Genomic DNA, 18,168 nt, shown 5'->3' with positions numbered 1-18,168 from the left:
TAGAGAGCGGCTCAGGATAACGCTCCCCTATTACGATCCCCTATTAAATCTTGGAAATTGAAGGTAGAGACAGATATATGGAATGAGATTAAGATACGCTGCGGCTGTTACTTGTAAACCGACGAATGCCATTGCTTTTTCAGGTTGAAGTTCAGCTCTAACTCTTGTAAACTTTCAGTTATTACGGGTAGATGAGGAGACTGATTTATCGTGAAAAAGAAAAGAGTCGGTATTATTGGATGCGGTAACATTTTTCCAATGCATGCGGTGTCTGTCCAGCTGAGCGGGCTGGCAGAAGTCGTTGCTGTTTCAGATGTGAAAGAGGACCGTGCTAAAGATGCTGCTAAGAAATATAACTGTGACTACTATTTGGATTACAATCAAATGATCAAGGAAGCGGATCTCGATGTTGTGCATGTGTGCACTCCACATTATTTGCATGCTCCTATGGTTATTGCTGCAGCGGAAGCAGGCAAGCATGTGCTCACAGAGAAACCGATGAGTATTACCGTCGAGGAAGCCCAGCAGATGATAAAGGCTTGTGAAGACAACAACGTGACCTTCGGCGTTATTTTCCAAAATCGCTGGAACCCTGGTTCACAGCTTATTAAAACCGAGCTTGAATCCGGACGACTGGGACGTATTCTTGGTGCGAGATGTTCAGTAACATGGAAGCGCTCTGATGAATATTACAGCAAGAGTGACTGGAAAGGGACTTGGGACAAAGAAGGCGGCGGTGTCATTATCGACCAGGCCATTCATACGCTGGACCAGATGAGATGGTTCATCAATGATGAGATCAAGTATGTTAGCGCTAATATTGAGAACCGCACACATGAGCTGATCGATGTGGAAGACAGTGCTGAAGGCGTGATTGCTTTTAACAACGGTGTTCTGGCTTCTTTCTATGCGATCAACTATCATAGCTATGATGCACCTGTGGAAGTTGAGCTTCACTGTGAGAACGGATTCGCCCGCGTATACAGCGACAAAGGAACGGTTCTTTACAACAATGGAACGACGCTGTCGGCTGATAAAGACGAAAGCCTGTCAATCGACTACGGTGAAGGTGTTAAGAACTACTGGGGCGTGAGCCACAGCAAACAGATTAAAGATTTCTACGAAGAACTTGAAAGTGGCGCGAAGGTAACCATTGACGGACACGAAGCTTTGAAAACACAAAAACTTGTGGCAGCCATTTATGAGTCAGGCAAGAGCAAGCAGCGTGTATATTTCTAATAGAATCGCATAGCAGAACGAAGGCAGGTCCTCCATAGGGCCTGTCTTTTATTGAAATATAAGAAATTATAAGTTTGGACTATACTTGACTTACATTTCTGGTAGAAACGGCCGCCGTCTGTAAAGGACGGTAAAACCGTCTCTACTTGTAAATATAGTGTTCTGCAGTTCTACTATTAATATAGTAGAAACACAAGTGCGCACTTGGGGTTATGATTGTTATCAAGCGAAAAAGAAACCGGGTATCGATCCTATCGGATGATACCCGGTTTTTCATTATAAATTATTGTCCTGTTCGGATGTTCCGGTCGTTTCAAGCTCGCGCTCCTCTTGTTTACGGTGTGCGATTCGGCTGCTGGCCGCAGCTGCGACAGCTCCAACAATATCGTCAAGGAAGGTGTGGATATGTCCGTCGGCTTTGTCATTCAACCGCTCCAATACTCCGGGCTTCAGCTTGTCAATATAACCGTAGTTTGTAAATCCGATGCTGCCATATACATTGACGATGGAAAAGGCTAAGATTTCATCTACACCATAAAGTCCTTCGTCATTGGCTAACATATCCTGAAGCGGAGAGAGGAGCTTTCCTTCTTCCGCCAACATATCTAACTGGATGCCTGTCAGAACGGCATTCTGTACCTCCCGTTTGCTGAGCACCGCTTCAACATTTTCAATACATTCTTCCATAGTCAGGTTCGGGTAGTATTTCTTTTGGAGGATCATTACCAGCTCGGCGATTTCCAGCATGGTAACTCCTCGTTCGTGGAGAAGATTGGTTGTTGCTTCTGCGACCTTCTTGCTGTTCAGGCTATAAGGTATTTTTGCGTCGGCCATGATCTCACCCCGTTATAGTAGTGGTTGTTATGGTTCTATATATCTGATTGTACTTTTTTCTTCACCGCTTTGTCCAGAAACCGAAACGAAGGGGGCATGTTTTTAAAAAGGGCTCGTATACATAAGAGTACAACCTGTACAAAATGTAGGGAGGAACAATACATGACACGTAAATGTAATATTCGCGGGCTATCAGCCGCCGGACTTCTCGCTGTTCCGATTATTCTGTCCGGCTGCGGCTCATTCGGCGGGAAAGAATCGGAGGCCATTGATCCGCCGCCTGCGCAAGTGGAGTCCCAGATGTTGAACGCTGTTTCAGGCAAGTCGATGCAAGGCCAGGTCGGCTTGCAGACAACAGTGTACCTGTCTGATCAGAAAGGCATGCTGGCTCCGGTCACGATGGGTATTCCCAAAGAAGAAGGGAAAGACCCTATTGTTGGTGCATTGGAAGTAATGGTTGACGGGGGAGCCTATTCCGGTTATATTCCCGTGGGTTTCCGCGGTGTGCTTCCTGCAGGAACACAGGTCAAAGATGTGACGGTCGATAAGGAAAACAAAACGGCTGTCGTCGAATTTAATCAATCCTTTGGCGAGTATAAAGCTCAGGATGAACGGAAAATTTTGGAGGCTCTCACCTGGACTCTGACGGGTCATGAGGGAATTGATAAAGTGCAGCTCTGGATGGAAGGCGCCAAACTGAACGAAATGCCTGTTAACCGTACCCCTCTGGATCGTCCACTGGCGAGAACGATGGGAATCAATCTGCAAAAAGCGGATGATACGCAGTACTCCCAATCTTCACCGGTAACTGTTTATTTTTCAGGCTTATCGCCAGCAGGAATACAGTACTATGTTCCGGTGACCCGCCTGGTTGCATCCGGGCAAGATTCGGTAACAGCAGCACTTAATGAGCTGATTCGCGGCCCGCAGCATGGAGATGGTCTGGAGCAGGTGATGACCAGTGAGACGTCCGTCGCAGCGGTGGATAAAAACGAGGATGGTTCGCTTACCGTTTCCTTGAATGAAAGCATGTTTGAACAAGGGGATGAGATTCCGTCTGAAATGCTTCAGGCGGTCGTGTTAACGGTCGCAGAGAATTCGAATAACGTCAAGGTGAAGATCCAGATGAACGACCTAACGGAAGTAAAGGGTGATGATGGGCGTAATTATAATGAACCCGTCAGCCGGCCAGAGCATATTAATGAAATTCCTATATAAAGGATGGGCTTACCGTAAAGGGTGCTTTTATGCCTGCACTTTGGTAGAATAGGGGATGCTAATCAGGATTGCGATAAGAAGTAGGAGGCAGAAAACATGAGATCTAACGGACGCAAGAGCGACGAGCTCAGACCGATGAATTTATCGACCCATGTGAATAAATATGCGGAAGGCTCCGTGTACATCGAAATGGGAGAGACCAAGGTGCTGATTACAGCTACCGTAGACGAGAAGGTCCCCCCATTTCTGAAAGGACAAGGAAAGGGCTGGGTGACAGCGGAATATTCCATGTTGCCACGGGCAACGCAGTCCCGTAATCAGCGGGAAGCGAACCGGGGCAAACTCAGTGGCCGGACGATGGAAATTCAACGGCTGATCGGTAGAGCGCTCAGGTCCGTTGTGAATCTGCATGCGCTGGGTGAACGTACGATCACACTGGATTGTGATGTTATTCAAGCAGACGGCGGTACCCGGACTACTTCCATTACCGGTGCATTCGTGGCAATGGCGATTGCGATAAATAAAATAGCAGAGCAGCATAAGCTGGCTGTATTCCCGATCACCGATTATTTGGCATCCGTCAGTGTCGGTGTAGCCGGAGGGCAGGCACTTCTTGACTTGAATTACGAGGAAGATTCGAAGGCTAAAGTGGATATGAATCTCGTGATGACCGGTAGCGGCAAATTTGTCGAGGTACAGGGAACCGGGGAGGATAGCCCGTTTTCACGCGAAGAACTGGATCAGATTCTGGAACTTGGTGAAAAAGGAATCCGCGAACTGATTGCCCGTCAGCAGGAGGTTCTTGGACCTATTGCTGCTAAGATTGGCACAGTCAGCACCAGAAGCGGAGTGTAATCTATGAAGCTTCAAGGGAATGTCATCATCGTTGCAACGCGAAATAAAGGCAAGATTAAGGAATTCTCTCATGCATTCGCCCCATTCGGTAAAGAAGTGGTCAGCATGTTTGATTATCCTGAACTTCCGGATGTGGTGGAAGACGGAAAGACTTTTGCCGAGAATGCGCTGAAAAAAGCCAAAGAGGTTGGGGACGTACTAGGCATGCCTGTCCTGGCAGATGATTCAGGCCTGTGCGTGGAGGCGCTAAATGGAGAACCCGGTGTATATTCTGCCCGGTATGCCGGTGAGCATGGAGCGGATGAAGATAACAATCGCAAGCTCCTGGCTGAGCTTGAGGGGATACGCCTTGGTGAAGATACGGAACAGCCGCTGCTCAGCCCGGCACAATTCGTCTGCGTACTGGTGCTTTATGATCCGGCGACGGGGCAGTTTGTTGAGACGAGAGGAACGGCTGATGGATGGATTACTTCAGAGCCATCAGGAAATGGGGGCTTCGGCTACGATCCGTTATTTTATGTTCCTCACTTCGAGAAGACCATGGCCGAATTAACTTTGGAAGAGAAACAGTCGATTAGCCATCGGGGTGACGCACTGCGTCAGCTAGTGGCAAAACTGCAGTAGAAGCCATATTGAATGTGAGCGGTGGTTCAGAACTACCGCTTGCTGTACATAGAGGATATTTCCCAACCATTCTGTAATGGCGGGAAATATCCTTTTTTCATAGCTTACCGAATGGCCACATTGTACTCCTTTAGCCAATAATTCACTTGGGCCAAATATGCAAACAACTGGGGCCCCGACATCAGCTGACCGAACCAAGGTAGGTTGGAGGATGCATCAGGAGAGGAAGCGAGCTCCCTGATTTTTGCAATGTCTACGAGCGGCAGGATTGGAGATGACGGCTCATCCAAGATGGAAAGAACCTGCTGTTTGACAGCTGTCAGATAATTGGGATTATGTGTTTTGGGATAGGGGCTTTTTTTGCGGTATAACACATCTTCTGGAAGTACGCCTTCCAGTGCCTTTCTAAGTATGCCTTTTTCACGTTCGCCTGTTGTTTTGATGCTCCAGGGGATATTCCACACATAGTCAATCAGACGGTGATCCGTGTAGGGTACGCGTACTTCCAATCCGACGCCCATACTCATCCGGTCTTTCCGGTCAAGCAGCGTTGGCATGAAGCGAGTGATATTCAAGTAGGACATAATACGCATTTTTGACTCCTGGCCGCTTTCTTCCGCCAGAGTTGGAACCTCTGCCACGGCATCGCTGTACCGATCACTCAAATACTCAAGGGGACGAATCCATTCCCGAATTTCAGGGGAGAGCAGCCCTGCACGCATATCCGGAGCGACAGACCAGGGGAATGTTCCGGCATTCAACATTTCTTCTCTGTGAAACCAAGGATATCCGCCGAATATTTCATCCGCGGCTTCGCCGGAGATAGCCACAGTTGCTCCTCTTTTAATCTCCCGGCAAAACAGGAGTAAGGAAGCGTCAACATCGGCCATACCCGGAAGATCTCTTTTTTGGGTGGACACATCAAGAGCTTCAACCAGCTCAGGGGTATCGAATTCAATCCAGTGATGCTTCGTTTCAAGCTCTTCATGCATCCGCTTGATCCAGGGAGCGTCAGCCCCTGGCTGAAAGGAATGAGATTGAAAATGTCTGTCGTTATCTACATAGTCTACGGAATACGTATGAATTTGACCTTGGCCCGTCTGTTTATAGTATTCTACAGCGATGGCGGAAAGGGCGCTGGAATCAAGTCCCCCTGACAGAAGTGAGCAGACCGGAACATCGGATATCAGCTGTCTCTCTACGGTATCGTAGAGCAGATCACGGAGATGGGCTGCGGTTTGCTCCACATTATCCTCATGGGGTCTGCTTGTGAGCTTCCAATACGTATAGGTCCGAAGACCTCCCTGATTAAATACCATCGCCTGACCAGGCTTCAGTTCTGATACATTTCGGTAAACGCCATGTCCAGGTGTCCTTGCGGGACCGACAATAAACACTTCAGCCAAGCCGTCAGGACCAACAACAGGCTCTACCTTTGGATGCTGAAGCAATGCCTTCGGTTCAGACCCGAATATGAGTGTCCCGTCAATATAGCTGTAAAACAGCGGCTTAACCCCGACCCGGTCCCTGGCTAAAAATACTTGTTCTCTTACACTGTCCCAAATCGCAAACGCGAATATTCCGTTCAAGCGTTCCAGACAATCCGGTCCCCATTCGATATAGGAAACGAGAAGAACTTCGGTGTCACACTTCGTGTTGAACCGGTGTCCTCTTCGGACAAGTTCGTCTTTCAACTCCACCGCATTATATAACTCCCCATTATATACAATGGCGTAGACTTCCTCTTCTTGGTGTATGATCATGGGTTGGGCGCCGTTCTCCGGATCGATAACACTGAGTCTCCGGTGACCGAAGGCGCACGGGTTGGAAATCCAGGTGCCTGAGCCGTCAGGTCCGCGGTGGGCAATGCTCTCAGTCATTCTAACCAGCAGCTGCGAATCCTGCGTTAAGTCGCCGCTCCATTGTATAAATCCGGTTATTCCGCACATGACGGTTCATCCTCTCTTTGTCTTTGTCATACGCTGTCCTTCTTTTTTGATCTAAATCGCCAAATTGATACAGATATATGCCGAAGCAGGGCATAAAATGTCTGTCCTTTAACGAAAACTATGACGGAGGACGAATCCAAAGCGAAGGAGTGAGAGCGTCATGGACAAGTCGACGTATTATGTTTCCGTTCAGAGCCGCTCGGTTTTGACGGAGCAGGGGCAGAGCTCTTACGAATGGGAGATTGAGGCCACCCCAGAGGAAGCTGAGCAAGTGCGGATGGAGCTTGGTTTAATGCAGGAAAAGGAAGAAGAGGCCTTTCCGGGATATGTATTTCCATGGCCGGATACACCTGAGCAGAGTACAAATGCGTTGTATCAGAATTCGCTGGACCGTGTGTATATGTCTATCTACCGTCTAGGAACGCCTGATACCCGCTACCAGATGGAACAGTTTCGGTTGCTTTCTCATCTTACTGACAATTAAAAGGAGAAATGAATATGTACTCTATAAAAGACGCAAAGATCCGGCGTATGACAGACGTGAACGGTACACCTTGTGCTGAAGTGGAAGTTCACCCCGCTTCAGGAGCGGATACTGTAGTTCTGGCTTACTTGGCCCCGACCGCACCGATGGGAGGCTACCAACTAATGAAAGTGGTTCGCAGCGACGCCTCTCTAGAGCACGACTGGTTTGACAACAGCATGCACACCGCTTATGAGGATGCAACGGACGCCGCGTTTGAGAACAGTACAGTAGGTACGGCCGAAGAGGAGCGGGAAGAGTTCAGACAGCAGCTTTTGTCCCATGGCACATTGAATCAGCAACTAAATGAACGCTTTAATGGCGGGGTTACACCATAATGGAGCAGACGGGAGAGGAACCTTAAGCGGAATAAATCCCTCAAGAATATCAGAGACCACGCCCAGTGCTTATTACGACAAAATAAAAAAGATGAAGGACCAGGCATATGCCTGGTCCTTTCTATGATTCAAATATTGAGTTGAGATAATAAAATGGTGGCTGCTATTTATGCGTATTCCTGCAGTACCTTTATTCCTTGGACCACATTGTATACAAAAGCACCGAAGTAGATAACCGCAAAAAGGAACACATATCCAAGTACCGCACCGTATGAACCTGCACTAGTAGCCATAAAAAAGAGCACGATGGCAGCAATGACCGGAAAGAGGTGAGAGAGTAGGGCGCGTTTGGCATGCTTTTCTACATAGATATCTTTAGCGACGATCCATACAATGATCGGCAATATAAATGGTGCGAAAAAGATGCTGAAGTACGTTAATGACGAAAGTAATTGCCGCATAGAGAATCCCCTTTTGATCTGTCATTTGTTATTCATATTACCCTGTCAGCGGCGAGCTGATTCACAAGTCACATTGTTCTCACAAATAATTGTTTGAAAATTGGCGAAAATGCGATATAATAAATTTCGTTACTGTTTTAAGTCTCATCTTACATAACATATGTCCCAGTAGCTCAGCTGGATAGAGCAACGGCCTTCTAAGCCGTCGGTCAGGGGTTCGAATCCCTTCTGGGACGCTTATGAAAAAACCGCCTTATGGCGGTTTTTTTGTGTATTCCAGAAGGTGAGAACCTACTTACTGCAAATTTGAAGAAAAAGAATTATACTGAAATAGTGTCCAGAGCAAGCAAAAGAGGATGGTAAGTAAACTCCACATCCTTTTGGTACCGTACTGGTGAATTCATAAATATCATACATAGAAGGAGAGACCACAGATGTCAGAGATAAAGATTTCGCAGCACACTGCTATTCTTTTGGAGCATGCGAGAAAATGCGGACTGCAAGCAGAAGAACTCTTGCAGGCTATCCGCTCAGGTCAGGTCGAAGCATTCCATGTCGCACAAAACGGCCATTTTGATTATACTGAGCTGTTTAGCTATGCCGAGCAGCATGGGGAAGATTTGGAGAAGGCCACGACAGAAGGATACCGGATTACGTTTAACACGAGAAATGGATTGAAGATATGGCTTGAAGAAGCTTTCCATTTAAGTTCGGAATCCGATTTCCTAGTTGGTGAAGGAATTATTGAAGGTCTTCCTCTGCAGGAAGAACAGCTGGAGCGTTTGAAACAGACTTTGGCTGTCAACTGGACGATTGCGGAAGCTGGCAAAACCGAGCAAGGTTACAACGTTAAACTGACAGTTCGAGGTTTGCAATAATCAGAATAGTAGAAGCCCCCATCTCTTGAGTAGACAAAGAATGGGGGCTTTTAAATGATGTTACATCCGGCTCGGCGTCGGCAGTCCAAGAATCTCTAATGCTTCACCAAGCGTTTCTTTGAAAATAGAGGTTAGCCATACGCGGAACTTCAGCACGTCACCATCCATCTTGAGAATTGGGCATGCCCCGTAGAAGTTGTTGAATAGCGAGGCCAACTCATATGCGTAATTACAAAGAGAACTCGGCGTGAGTTCTTTACCCGCTCCATAGAGTGAATCATGCCATGTGCTTATATGTCTGAGCAGAGCATGTTCTGCTTTTTCAAGAACAGGGAACTGCTCTGGTACGAATGGTATCACATCTTTGTCCTGAGCCTTGTTCAGTACACTTAGGGCGCGAGCGTAGGAATAGAGCAGATAAACACCTGTATTTCCGGAAATTTCGGTAGCTTGTTTTAGATCAAATACGACCTCGGTTTGCAGAGCAAAACGCAGCAGGTAGTAGCGGATGGAAGCTGTGGCGATATCCCGGCTGGACAAGCCGTTCTTATCCGAACGAGATTCTTCGATGACGTTTTCCATCAGGTCGATCAGTTCTGTTATTTTGATGCCGATGCCTTGACGGCCGGACATTGCGTAAGAGGCTTTACCGTCAGAGGTGTCGATGCCAAGATCCGCCGCAGCTGACGGGCTTAAGGATACAACGCCATAGCTAACATGACGCAGCTTCTCTGCTTCCGTGGTGAACCCGAGTCCTTCAAGCGCCTGCTTGACCATCGCCTGTGGATATTGCTGTCTGTAATCAATGACGTTGATAACCATATCGGCTTTACCGAATAGTTGATGTTCACCGTGAGAACTGGTCGTCCATACATCGCCTGCAAACTTTTTGTACATAAAGTCATTTTGGAGCAAGCCGTATTTCCATAAATGATATGCTATATCTTTTGCCGTATAGGTTAATATGCCATTAGAACGAACCAGTACCTTATCTATACTGTGCTCCGTATCACTGTCATCCCCGGACTCCTGCGTTGATTGCTTTAATACCCAGCAGCCAGCCAGTTTACCTTCTGTCTCTTGATGGAACAAGGAGGTCTGCTTCAGCAGCTCAAACGCAGATGCCCAAAATCCTTCTCTGACGATATTGCTTTCCCAGACAAGCAGGTCATACTCAATGCCGAACTGCTTCATTTCTTCGATGTGCTCACGTACAATCCTTTCAGCTACAAGCAACCCGACCCAGGACAGGTTTTGGTTACCTTCCTCAAGTGCATGAAGAACATCGGTTCTTTGGTGAACCAGTTCCGGGTCATTTTGATAAGTCTTGTTGATGGCGGAGTAAATATCCCAGCAATAATCTCCGAAGCGGCGATGCTCTTTGGATAAGGAAATGTTCTGAATGCCGACGACCGTATCCGCCAACTGATTGCCGAGATCATCAATGTAGTTATGAACTTCCACTTCGTATCCGATTTTCCTCATCAGCCGAACGAGAGTGTCTCCGATACAAGAATTTCTCAAGTGACCAATATGTGCTGATTTGTTCGGGTTGATGGATGTATGCTCGATTACAACCTTTTCCGCTGGTAATTGAGGAAGCTCAAAAGTCGTTTGAGCCCATGTGGACCAATCCATATAAAAATTTATGAACCCCGGCGGCACAACTTGGATATGGTGGATCAGTTTTGCAAAAGACTTGTCTTGTTCAAGCTGAACTTTAATTTGCTCAGCGATGTTCAGCGGTGCCTTACGAAGGGTTTTGGCTAACTGCATGGCAATATTCGTGGAATAGTCGCCATGGTCCATATTTGCAGGCTGCTCGACTTGTACCTGTAAAACATCTGGCAGAGCCGCTCCTGGAGTTGATGACACAACATGCTGCACCGCTTGTTCGATGCCTGTAGTGATGAATTGACTTAACATTTTTAGTTCCCCCTTAGAAAATAAAAAAAGCCCTCATCTCATAAGAGACGAGGACTATAGCGCTCGCGGTACCACTCTCGTTGCTAAACCATAGGTTTAACCACTTCAATACAATAACGGTGTAAGCCGGGGCTTCCTACTAGTTGTTTCAGAAGACCATCTCATGGGTCCGCTTCGTGACCGAGCCTGTACCGGTTCCCACTCTCCCGGCTCACTTGGACATAGACGTCGATCAGTACTCTCCCAATCATTGAACTGCGTTATTCGAGTTTTTCATATTATAACCAATCTACCGTGAAAATCAACTATCATTTGAATGCAACGATTCGAAGTCGTTTATAGTCCGCATAAAATGCATCGTCTTTCCACAGGGATTGTTTCGTAAGCTGGCTTATTTGTTCAAATGCATTTTTCTTTTCGTCTGGTGTAAGGCCAGTGAAAAAGTTGTCGCCAAAATGAGTAAGCCAGTCCTTAATACCGTTCTCACCGCCGAGAAGCCGAGTTGGACGGTCGTAATGTTGAGCCAGTGCCACCCTGAACCCTGTCTTCTCTAGTAACGAAGCATATTCACCAATACTAGGGTAGTACCACGGATTACGGTTATTGGCATCGATTCCATATTGGGATGATAGTACGTTTTGTATTGCCTTCGCGATTGTTCTGATATTGCTGGCGCCACCGAATTCAGCGATAAAGCGGCCGCCTGGCTTTAATGCCCGATATACAGAAGAGGCAGCATCTGATGCTTGGGTTATCCAGTGCAGCGCAGCATTGGAAAATACGGCATCAAAGAGAACGTCTGTGTTAAAATTTTCGCCATTCCCAACAACGAATGTCAGATGTGGATACTTGACCGCGGCTCTTCTAATCATCTCTTCAGAGAAATCCATTCCAACAACAGAGGACCCGGACGCGGCGATTTCGTGTGCCAGATCCCCAGTTCCGCAGCCAAGATCCAGAATTCGTTCTCCTTGCTGAGGGGCCAAAAGCTCAATTAATCCTTTTCCGTACGTTGTTACAAAAGACAGCTGGCGGTCATAGTCTTCAGGCTTCCACACTTGATCTGAGCTCATAACACCACTCCTTGACTATTGGTGCTCTAATTGTGACATATACGAGGTTATTAAAGGAAATATATAGTTATTATGGGGCTTATAGTTTCAACCTATAGCAAGGAGGGAAAGGAAACAGTAGAAAAGACCGCTTTTTGGCGGTCTTTTGCAAGGGATAGTTTATTTTACAGCTACCAAAAGAGCTCCAATAGCGATCAGAGCTACGCCAGCGGCGTTGATCCACGATATTTTCTCACCGAGGAATACAAATGCCAGGATGACCGCAATGACGACACTCAGTTTATCAATAGGACCAACCTGCGATACTTTGCCGTATTTTAATGCTAAAAAATAAAAAAGCCACGACAACGCACCTGCTACGCCGCTTAATACGATAAAACTGAGAGCTTTTTTCTGGACCAAAATTTCTCCCAACTGAGCGAACTTGCCTTGAACCGCTACGACACCGAGCAAAAATAGAGCCATGATTACCGAGCGGATCGCAGTTGCGGAGTTCGCGTCAATGTTTTGGAGCCCAATTTTTCCGAAAATGGCCACGAGTGAAGCAGCTACCGCTGAAAGCAGGGCATATATAAGCCATAAGGGCATGATCGTTCCTCCTCCTTTAGAGCAGATAAAGTTGGTTAAGTAGTTGGTGAAAAAAAGTGGTGTATGTATTAATGTTTGCCTTTAATAGTATAGAGCATTATTGGAATTCCTCAAATATGAATTTTAGGCACAAAAAAACGCCAAAAGGCGCTATATGCTGTATTTTACATTTCAATCCAAGATGATGGATTGTTATTTGTATAAATCTCCATTGCTTCTTTTATAAATTGTAGATCCTTATCTGTAAACGGATTGGGAAATGGGAAAGGTCTTGTGTGCGGCAGTGTTTCTTTAAACAAATCAATATTCCCTTTCATGGTTTCATTCACAAGCAGCATCAGATTTTCTATAGTTTTTTGCGATTTCATAGAAGACGGCGGGGTTTCAGTAGAGATTAAATGTTTGATTTGAGTTAAAATCTTAGTCCATTTTTTATCTAGATCGATTTTTTCGGATTTATTTATATCCAATAATTCATTCACTACATCTTTAGAATAATGTTCTTTAAACCATCGTTCTGTTTCCTCTTCAAACATTAATTTTTGAACCATAGCACAAAATATATCGATATTGATCGTTTCCTCTTCCTCAATTGTTTCAATCATGTGATCTATATCGGTTAAAATATTCATAATCTCAAGCTTTTTGGCTTCAAATAACTGTTTTTGGTCATTTAGAGATTGTAATATCGCAGTGCCTTTAACAGTATGGTTTTTAAGCATGTTTTTAATATCTTTTAGGGATAGACCGAGAAACTGTAGGCATTTAATTTTTTGCAGAGTTATTATATCCTCTTTTGTATATAGTCTGTGTCCACCCTCTGTATAATCACTTGGTTTAAGCAAGTCTATACTGTCATAATATCGAAGTGTTCGAATGCCCGTACCAGACTTTTGCGCAAATTCTCCAATGGTAAAAATGTCTTTTTCCATAATTTCACCTCCTCTGTCCTAAATGGACTTAAAAATCCTATAGTTCAGACTTTAAAATAGCGTATAACGGGGTATGAAAATATTTTTCCCTTTAAAGCATAAGCTGCTGCAATAATAATCAGTATGGTTTCAATTACAAGAAGTGCCTTAGAAAGAATTGAAGCTGCACTCCATATTTGAGAAGTAAAGGTTAATGCCAAAAAGATGGGGAAAAAAGTGAAGTGAAGGTTCATACCTTCTTTTGCATGATCAGCCAAATATTTATTTTTATTTTTTGATATAAAGTATACAGCGATTGGTAATGCAAAGGTTAGTAAAATCGAAAATACATGCACTAAACTTGCCAATATCCTATTCAGTAAACTTTCTTTTTTCATAGTACTTTACCTCCAAAGTGTATTTGATGGTTACCTTTTTATTAACAACTGAAGTCATCATAAAAGGTGACGTAGCTAGAGGTTCAAGTACCAAATTCAAATTTAATGGAAAAAATTATTAGCGTGGCTAAAAGCATCGAACTTAAGAATGGTAGTATCCTGTAGCGGTAGGAAACTGATGTCTGATGGGGAAGGGAGTGTTTCACTGCGGTCAGTTAACTTGATGGAACTTACATGTCTCGCATGGTATAAGGCAGATCTATTGTTGCATAATAGGTTTCGACTGTTGCGTAGGTGAGTATGGAAGAGATGGTGATTTCACTGCTGTCGTTCGATATGATGTAAGAATTTCAGTAGAAGCGCGTGATAGCGTGCGTATGCGGAGAGATGGCTATATGTGCAGACTTTGAGCAGCTGAACCAGTAGGATTCAAGTTAATGTTGTAAAAAGTGTAACAAAATTACTGAAATTAGACGGTTAGGGGCGAATTGTTGTATTTATACAACAATAGGGATAGGAAGCCACCTATTTAGTAGATATCGTTGTAGAAATTACAACAATACCAACTTGCTTGGGCATTTTGCGGTTCTAGTATTGTAGAAATACAACATTACTTATCGGATTATGTTTGACCACGGCCTTACGGGCCGACTGCGAAGCGTATCCTAACGATGTCTATGCTCCGACGAACTCCCAACTGTGGTTCTCACCCTTCTGGAATACGCAAAAAAACCGCCATAAAGGCGGTTTTACTCAGAACGTCCCAGAAGGGATTCGAACCCCTGACCGACGGCTTAGAAGGCCGTTGCTCTATCCAGCTGAGCTACTGGGACATATTTTTTCAAGCAGGGAATATCATACCATGTGATAAAAATAAATTCAAGAGTTAAATTCAAAAAAATAACGATTAAACATAACCGCATCGTGTTATATATTTTAGATATACTATATAATCACGTATTTTATAACAGCCAATGTATATGAAAAAGCGTTACTCTTCCTTGAGTTTTTCTGTTTTTTTATCTTGGCGGGGGATATGCTATAATCTACAAATATGAAAACGGAAAAGAAAGGAGGTGTCCTTTATAAAGGACTCCTACTCCCCAGACCAACAAGACAAAAATATCATCCTGTTTCCGAAGACATTGGATTACTACCAGATTCAACTCACCGTCATGCTCGAAAACGAACGTTACGGGGAGGCCATGGAGCTCCTCCGATTTCTGCTTCAGTGCCAAGGCCAGAACGAACGGAATTACGAAGAATGGCAGGCGCTGCTGGAGTGGCTGGAAGCTGCTTTTCCACAAGCTGTATCCGGTCCCGCCAGTCAAGAGGAAGCAGATAGCGAGAGTGACGAGGAAGAGGCAGACATGGCCCGCCGCATGGTTCAAGATAAACTTGCTCAGGACGCTGGTTATGCGGATAAATTGCTGGACACGGTCATGAACGGACCTCTAACGGAGCAAACGGTACTAGCGCTGGAACAACTGGCTTATCTTGATCGGCCGGAGGTCGATGTGGCTCTGACTACATGGCTTAAGGAACAACCTCTTCATCCGCTGCTGCAATTCCGTGTACTGCAAACTTTGCGCCGCCGAGAGATGACCGGTTTCGTAACACTTCAGAGAGGGGCGGAGACGGTAGAAATCGAGGTTGAGCATGTGCCTTTGAGTCATAGCGAATTTCCGAATGCCATCCTGCAAATATTGGAGCGTGTGGCCGAAAAGACCGAAATCCATGAGCCGACGCTGTATTATTTTGCTCAAGAGTTGTGGACACAGTTTGTTATGGCAATTTATGGTACGATGGATTATCTTTCCATGCTGGATGGCGAAGAAACTACTCTGGATATATGGGCTGCGGCTCTTCATGATATCGTCTCCGAAAGTTTGAAAGGCATGCGCGCTGAAGAGGAAGTCCGGTCTTACTATGAGATTACGGATACGATGCGATTCAGATACGAGGGGGCATATCGCTCTCTCAAGCAATTTGTCTCGGCAGGCGTAGAGGATTGACAGGGGCGGGGAAACGTTTTCGATGTGGAGCCATAAGGGTTCGCCCTTGAAAAAGGATTTAATGTTGTTTATACTATAGTGGTTATTCGGTACGTGATATATTATCTACGCCGACCACGTGAATTTTTTTGGAGGGGAAAGCATAAATGAAAGCAACTTGGGAAAAAATAGAGAAGAACCTTGGCGTTCTTGACGTTGAGGTTGAAGCGGACCGCGTAGCGGCTGCCCTCGACAAAGCTTTTAATAAAGTAGTTAAAAAAGTGAATGTACCTGGTTTCCGTAAGGGTAAGGTACCGCGTTCAATCTTTGAAACACGTTATGGGGTAGAAAGCCTCTACCAAGATGCTATCGACATCCTTCTTCCTGAAGTATATGGCGAAGCTGTTGAACAAGCGGAAATCTTCCCTGTAGATCGTCCGGAAATCGATATCGAGCAGTTCTCCAAAGGCGAAGCATTCAAGTTTAAAGCAAAAGTAATCGTTAAACCTGAAGTGAAGCTTGGAGACTACAAAGGTATTGAAGTAGCAGCAGTGGCTGCTGAAGTCTCCGACGAAGAACTTAGCCAAGAGTTGGAGCGTCTGCAAGAGCGTCATGCCGAGCTCGCTGTAATCGATGAGGGAACAGCAGCTTCTGGTGACATCGCAGTCATCGACTTTGACGGTTCAGTTGACGGAGTTCCTTTCGAAGGTGGACAAGCTGAGAGCTATTCCCTCGAACTTGGAAGCAACACATTCATTCCAGGATTTGAAGAGCAGGTTATCGGAATGGGAACTGGAGACTTCAAAGACGTTGAAGTAACATTCCCTGAAACGTATCATGCGGAAGAGCTCGCTAACAAAAAAGCAGTCTTCAAAGTAAAAGTACACGAGATCAAGCGCAAACAGCTTCCTGAGCTGGATGACGAGTTTGCTAAAGATGTGAGCGAATTTGATACTCTTGACGAGTACAAAGAAGACCTGAAGAAGCAACTGTTGAGCCGTAAAGAGCAGGAAGCTAAAGGTGTTCGTGAAAACGAAGTTGTCGAAAAAGCGGCAGCAAACGCTGAAATTGAAATTCCTGAAGCGATGGTTCAATCCGAAGTTCAAAACATGATGCGCGATTTTGACAATCGTCTTCGCCAGCAAGGCATGAACCTTGAAATGTTCCTCAGCTTCTCCGGTCAGTCTCAAGCTGACCTGGAAGGTCAAATGAAGGACGATGCTATGAAGCGCGTTCGCAACAACCTGGTTCTTGAGCAAATCGGGAAAGAAGAGAAGCTCGAAGCAACTGAAGAGGAAATCAATCAAGAGCTTAGCAACATGGCAGAACAGTACAAGCGTCCTGTTGACGAAATCCGTAACATTTTGGCTTCCAATGGTTCCCTTGACAGCCTGCGTGAAGAACTTGTTCTTCGCAAAACGATCGACTTCTTGCTGGAAAACAGTGTAGAAGGTGCACCGGCTGCAAAAGAAGAAACAGCAACAGAAGAATAATAAATAAGGCTGCTGCAGAAGCTGCCATTACATTGGATAAGGCACGTATTTTATGACGTGCCTTATTTTTACCTAAAAATACCCAATTTATTACTAAATATGACATGAAATGGGTGTTTTTTGCGGAAATACATAATGAGACAAGTTGGCAGGATATAATTTTTGAGAAGTTCATAGAATGTAAACATGGTTAAAAAATGACATAGGGCGTTGAACATGTTAGAATAACTTTTGTAAAGCAAAAGTATAATTTTCAAGGAAAAGAGGTTGGTCGCATGAGTCTGGTACCTATGGTTGTGGAACAAACCAATCGAGGCGAGAGATCTTATGATATCTATTCCCGATTACTGAAAGATCGCATTATTTTCCTCAGCGGTGCGATCGATGACGATGTCGCCAATCTTGTCATTGCCCAGCTGCTTTTCTTGGCTGCGGAAGATCCGGAAAAGGACATCCATTTGTACATCAATTCTCCTGGTGGTTCTGTAACAGCCGGGATGGGTATATATGATACGATGCAGCTTATCAAGCCAGATGTATCCACCATTTGCGTGGGTATGGCCGCAAGTATGGGTTCACTGCTGTTGACTGCCGGAGCGCCGGGTAAACGTTATGCGCTGGAGAACAGTGAAGTAATGATTCACCAACCGCTCGGTGGTGTTCAAGGCCAGGCTACTGATATTCAAATCCACGCAGATTGGATCATCAAGACTAGACAGAAGCTTAACCGTATCTATGTGGAACGCACGGGTCAATCCCTTGAAAAAATCGAACGTGATACGGACCGCGACTATTTCTTGAGCGCGGAGGAAGCGAAGTCTTACCGGATTATTGACGAGGTCCTGTCTTCACCGATCAAATCTTAA

The 18,168-nt window shown here is 45.3% G+C and carries 18 protein-coding genes, 2 tRNA genes and 1 other annotated feature; of the genes, 11 read left to right on the top strand and 9 right to left on the bottom strand.

Going from position 1 to position 18,168, the window contains the following annotated elements; genetic code table 11:
- Positions 1-210 precede the first annotated feature (210 nt).
- Entirely contained in the window at positions 211-1,239 is a 1,029-nt protein-coding gene (locus AC2TF5_RS21210) for a Gfo/Idh/MocA family protein (protein WP_491299105.1), read from the top strand.
- A 276-nt stretch (positions 1,240-1,515) separates the two neighbouring features.
- Here the strand turns inward: AC2TF5_RS21210 and AC2TF5_RS21205 are convergent, their stop codons facing one another.
- The gene (locus AC2TF5_RS21205; protein WP_491299104.1) at positions 1,516-2,073 is read right to left on the bottom strand and encodes a phosphatidylglycerophosphatase A family protein; all 558 of its coding nucleotides are present in this window, start codon (positions 2,071-2,073) and stop codon (positions 1,516-1,518) included.
- Between the two features lie 162 nt (positions 2,074-2,235).
- Between AC2TF5_RS21205 and AC2TF5_RS21200 the strand changes: the two genes are divergently transcribed.
- The 3 genes from AC2TF5_RS21200 to AC2TF5_RS21190 all read left to right on the top strand — a co-directional run bounded on the left by AC2TF5_RS21200 (position 2,236) and on the right by AC2TF5_RS21190 (position 4,770).
- A complete protein-coding gene (locus AC2TF5_RS21200; protein ID WP_491299103.1) occupies positions 2,236-3,291 on the top strand; it encodes a GerMN domain-containing protein in 1,056 nt (351 codons plus the stop codon).
- A gap of 96 nt (positions 3,292-3,387) precedes the next feature.
- Positions 3,388-4,146 (top strand): ribonuclease PH, encoded by a 759-nt coding sequence (rph, locus tag AC2TF5_RS21195; RefSeq protein ID WP_491299102.1) that lies wholly within the window; start codon positions 3,388-3,390, stop codon positions 4,144-4,146.
- 3 nt (positions 4,147-4,149) lie between these two features.
- Complete coding sequence (locus AC2TF5_RS21190) at positions 4,150-4,770, top strand: XTP/dITP diphosphatase (RefSeq protein ID WP_491299101.1); 621 nt, start codon at positions 4,150-4,152, stop codon at positions 4,768-4,770.
- Between the two features lie 104 nt (positions 4,771-4,874).
- Here the strand turns inward: AC2TF5_RS21190 and asnB are convergent, their stop codons facing one another.
- Positions 4,875-6,719, bottom strand: coding sequence for an asparagine synthase (glutamine-hydrolyzing) (asnB, locus tag AC2TF5_RS21185; protein ID WP_491299100.1), 1,845 nt, complete (start codon positions 6,717-6,719; stop codon positions 4,875-4,877).
- A 160-nt stretch (positions 6,720-6,879) separates the two neighbouring features.
- Here asnB and AC2TF5_RS21180 point away from each other — a divergent pair, with 160 nt between their 5' ends.
- Positions 6,880-7,203 (top strand): hypothetical protein, encoded by a 324-nt coding sequence (locus AC2TF5_RS21180; RefSeq protein WP_491299099.1) that lies wholly within the window; start codon positions 6,880-6,882, stop codon positions 7,201-7,203.
- Positions 7,204-7,217: 14 nt separating this feature from the next.
- Entirely contained in the window at positions 7,218-7,580 is a 363-nt protein-coding gene (locus tag AC2TF5_RS21175; protein WP_491299098.1) for a hypothetical protein, read from the top strand.
- A gap of 167 nt (positions 7,581-7,747) precedes the next feature.
- Here AC2TF5_RS21175 and AC2TF5_RS21170 read toward each other — a convergent pair whose 3' ends face one another.
- Positions 7,748-8,041 (bottom strand): magnetosome magnetite crystal formation protein family, encoded by a 294-nt coding sequence (locus tag AC2TF5_RS21170; protein WP_491299097.1) that lies wholly within the window; start codon positions 8,039-8,041, stop codon positions 7,748-7,750.
- 162 nt (positions 8,042-8,203) lie between these two features.
- Between AC2TF5_RS21170 and AC2TF5_RS21165 the strand changes: the two genes are divergently transcribed.
- Both AC2TF5_RS21165 and AC2TF5_RS21160 read left to right on the top strand, forming a co-directional pair.
- Positions 8,204-8,277, top strand: a tRNA-Arg gene (locus tag AC2TF5_RS21165).
- A 198-nt stretch (positions 8,278-8,475) separates the two neighbouring features.
- Complete coding sequence (locus tag AC2TF5_RS21160; protein WP_491299096.1) at positions 8,476-8,919, top strand: hypothetical protein; 444 nt, start codon at positions 8,476-8,478, stop codon at positions 8,917-8,919.
- A 60-nt stretch (positions 8,920-8,979) separates the two neighbouring features.
- Here the strand turns inward: AC2TF5_RS21160 and AC2TF5_RS21155 are convergent, their stop codons facing one another.
- From AC2TF5_RS21155 to AC2TF5_RS21130, 6 genes are all read right to left on the bottom strand, one after another.
- Positions 8,980-10,845, bottom strand: a complete 1,866-nt coding sequence (locus tag AC2TF5_RS21155) for an arginine--tRNA ligase (protein WP_491299095.1) — start codon at positions 10,843-10,845, stop codon at positions 8,980-8,982.
- A 40-nt stretch (positions 10,846-10,885) separates the two neighbouring features.
- Positions 10,886-11,105, bottom strand: a binding site (T-box leader).
- 48 nt (positions 11,106-11,153) lie between these two features.
- Positions 11,154-11,918, bottom strand: coding sequence for a class I SAM-dependent methyltransferase (locus tag AC2TF5_RS21150; RefSeq protein ID WP_491299094.1), 765 nt, complete (start codon positions 11,916-11,918; stop codon positions 11,154-11,156).
- A 159-nt stretch (positions 11,919-12,077) separates the two neighbouring features.
- Positions 12,078-12,506 (bottom strand): EamA family transporter, encoded by a 429-nt coding sequence (locus AC2TF5_RS21145; RefSeq protein WP_491299093.1) that lies wholly within the window; start codon positions 12,504-12,506, stop codon positions 12,078-12,080.
- 164 nt (positions 12,507-12,670) lie between these two features.
- Positions 12,671-13,438, bottom strand: coding sequence for a MerR family transcriptional regulator (locus AC2TF5_RS21140; protein ID WP_491299092.1), 768 nt, complete (start codon positions 13,436-13,438; stop codon positions 12,671-12,673).
- A 44-nt stretch (positions 13,439-13,482) separates the two neighbouring features.
- Complete coding sequence (locus AC2TF5_RS21135) at positions 13,483-13,815, bottom strand: magnetosome magnetite crystal formation protein family (protein WP_491299091.1); 333 nt, start codon at positions 13,813-13,815, stop codon at positions 13,483-13,485.
- 759 nt (positions 13,816-14,574) lie between these two features.
- Positions 14,575-14,648 (bottom strand) — tRNA-Arg (locus AC2TF5_RS21130).
- Positions 14,649-14,990: 342 nt separating this feature from the next.
- On the opposite strand from AC2TF5_RS21130, the gene AC2TF5_RS21125 reads away from it, so the two are divergent.
- The 3 genes from AC2TF5_RS21125 to clpP all read left to right on the top strand — a co-directional run bounded on the left by AC2TF5_RS21125 (position 14,991) and on the right by clpP (position 18,168).
- Positions 14,991-15,830: a hypothetical protein gene (locus AC2TF5_RS21125; RefSeq protein WP_491302958.1), complete on the top strand. Its 840-nt coding sequence runs from the start codon at positions 14,991-14,993 to the stop codon at positions 15,828-15,830.
- Between the two features lie 146 nt (positions 15,831-15,976).
- A complete protein-coding gene (gene tig / locus AC2TF5_RS21120) occupies positions 15,977-17,302 on the top strand; it encodes a trigger factor (RefSeq protein ID WP_491299090.1) in 1,326 nt (441 codons plus the stop codon).
- Positions 17,303-17,577: 275 nt separating this feature from the next.
- Complete coding sequence (gene clpP / locus AC2TF5_RS21115; protein WP_208915327.1) at positions 17,578-18,168, top strand: ATP-dependent Clp endopeptidase proteolytic subunit ClpP; 591 nt, start codon at positions 17,578-17,580, stop codon at positions 18,166-18,168.

The organism is Paenibacillus sp. JNUCC 34, assembly GCF_058269055.1.
The sequence above is the reverse complement of the archived record's forward strand: the minus strand, read 5'-3'. Positions and strand labels throughout refer to the sequence as shown.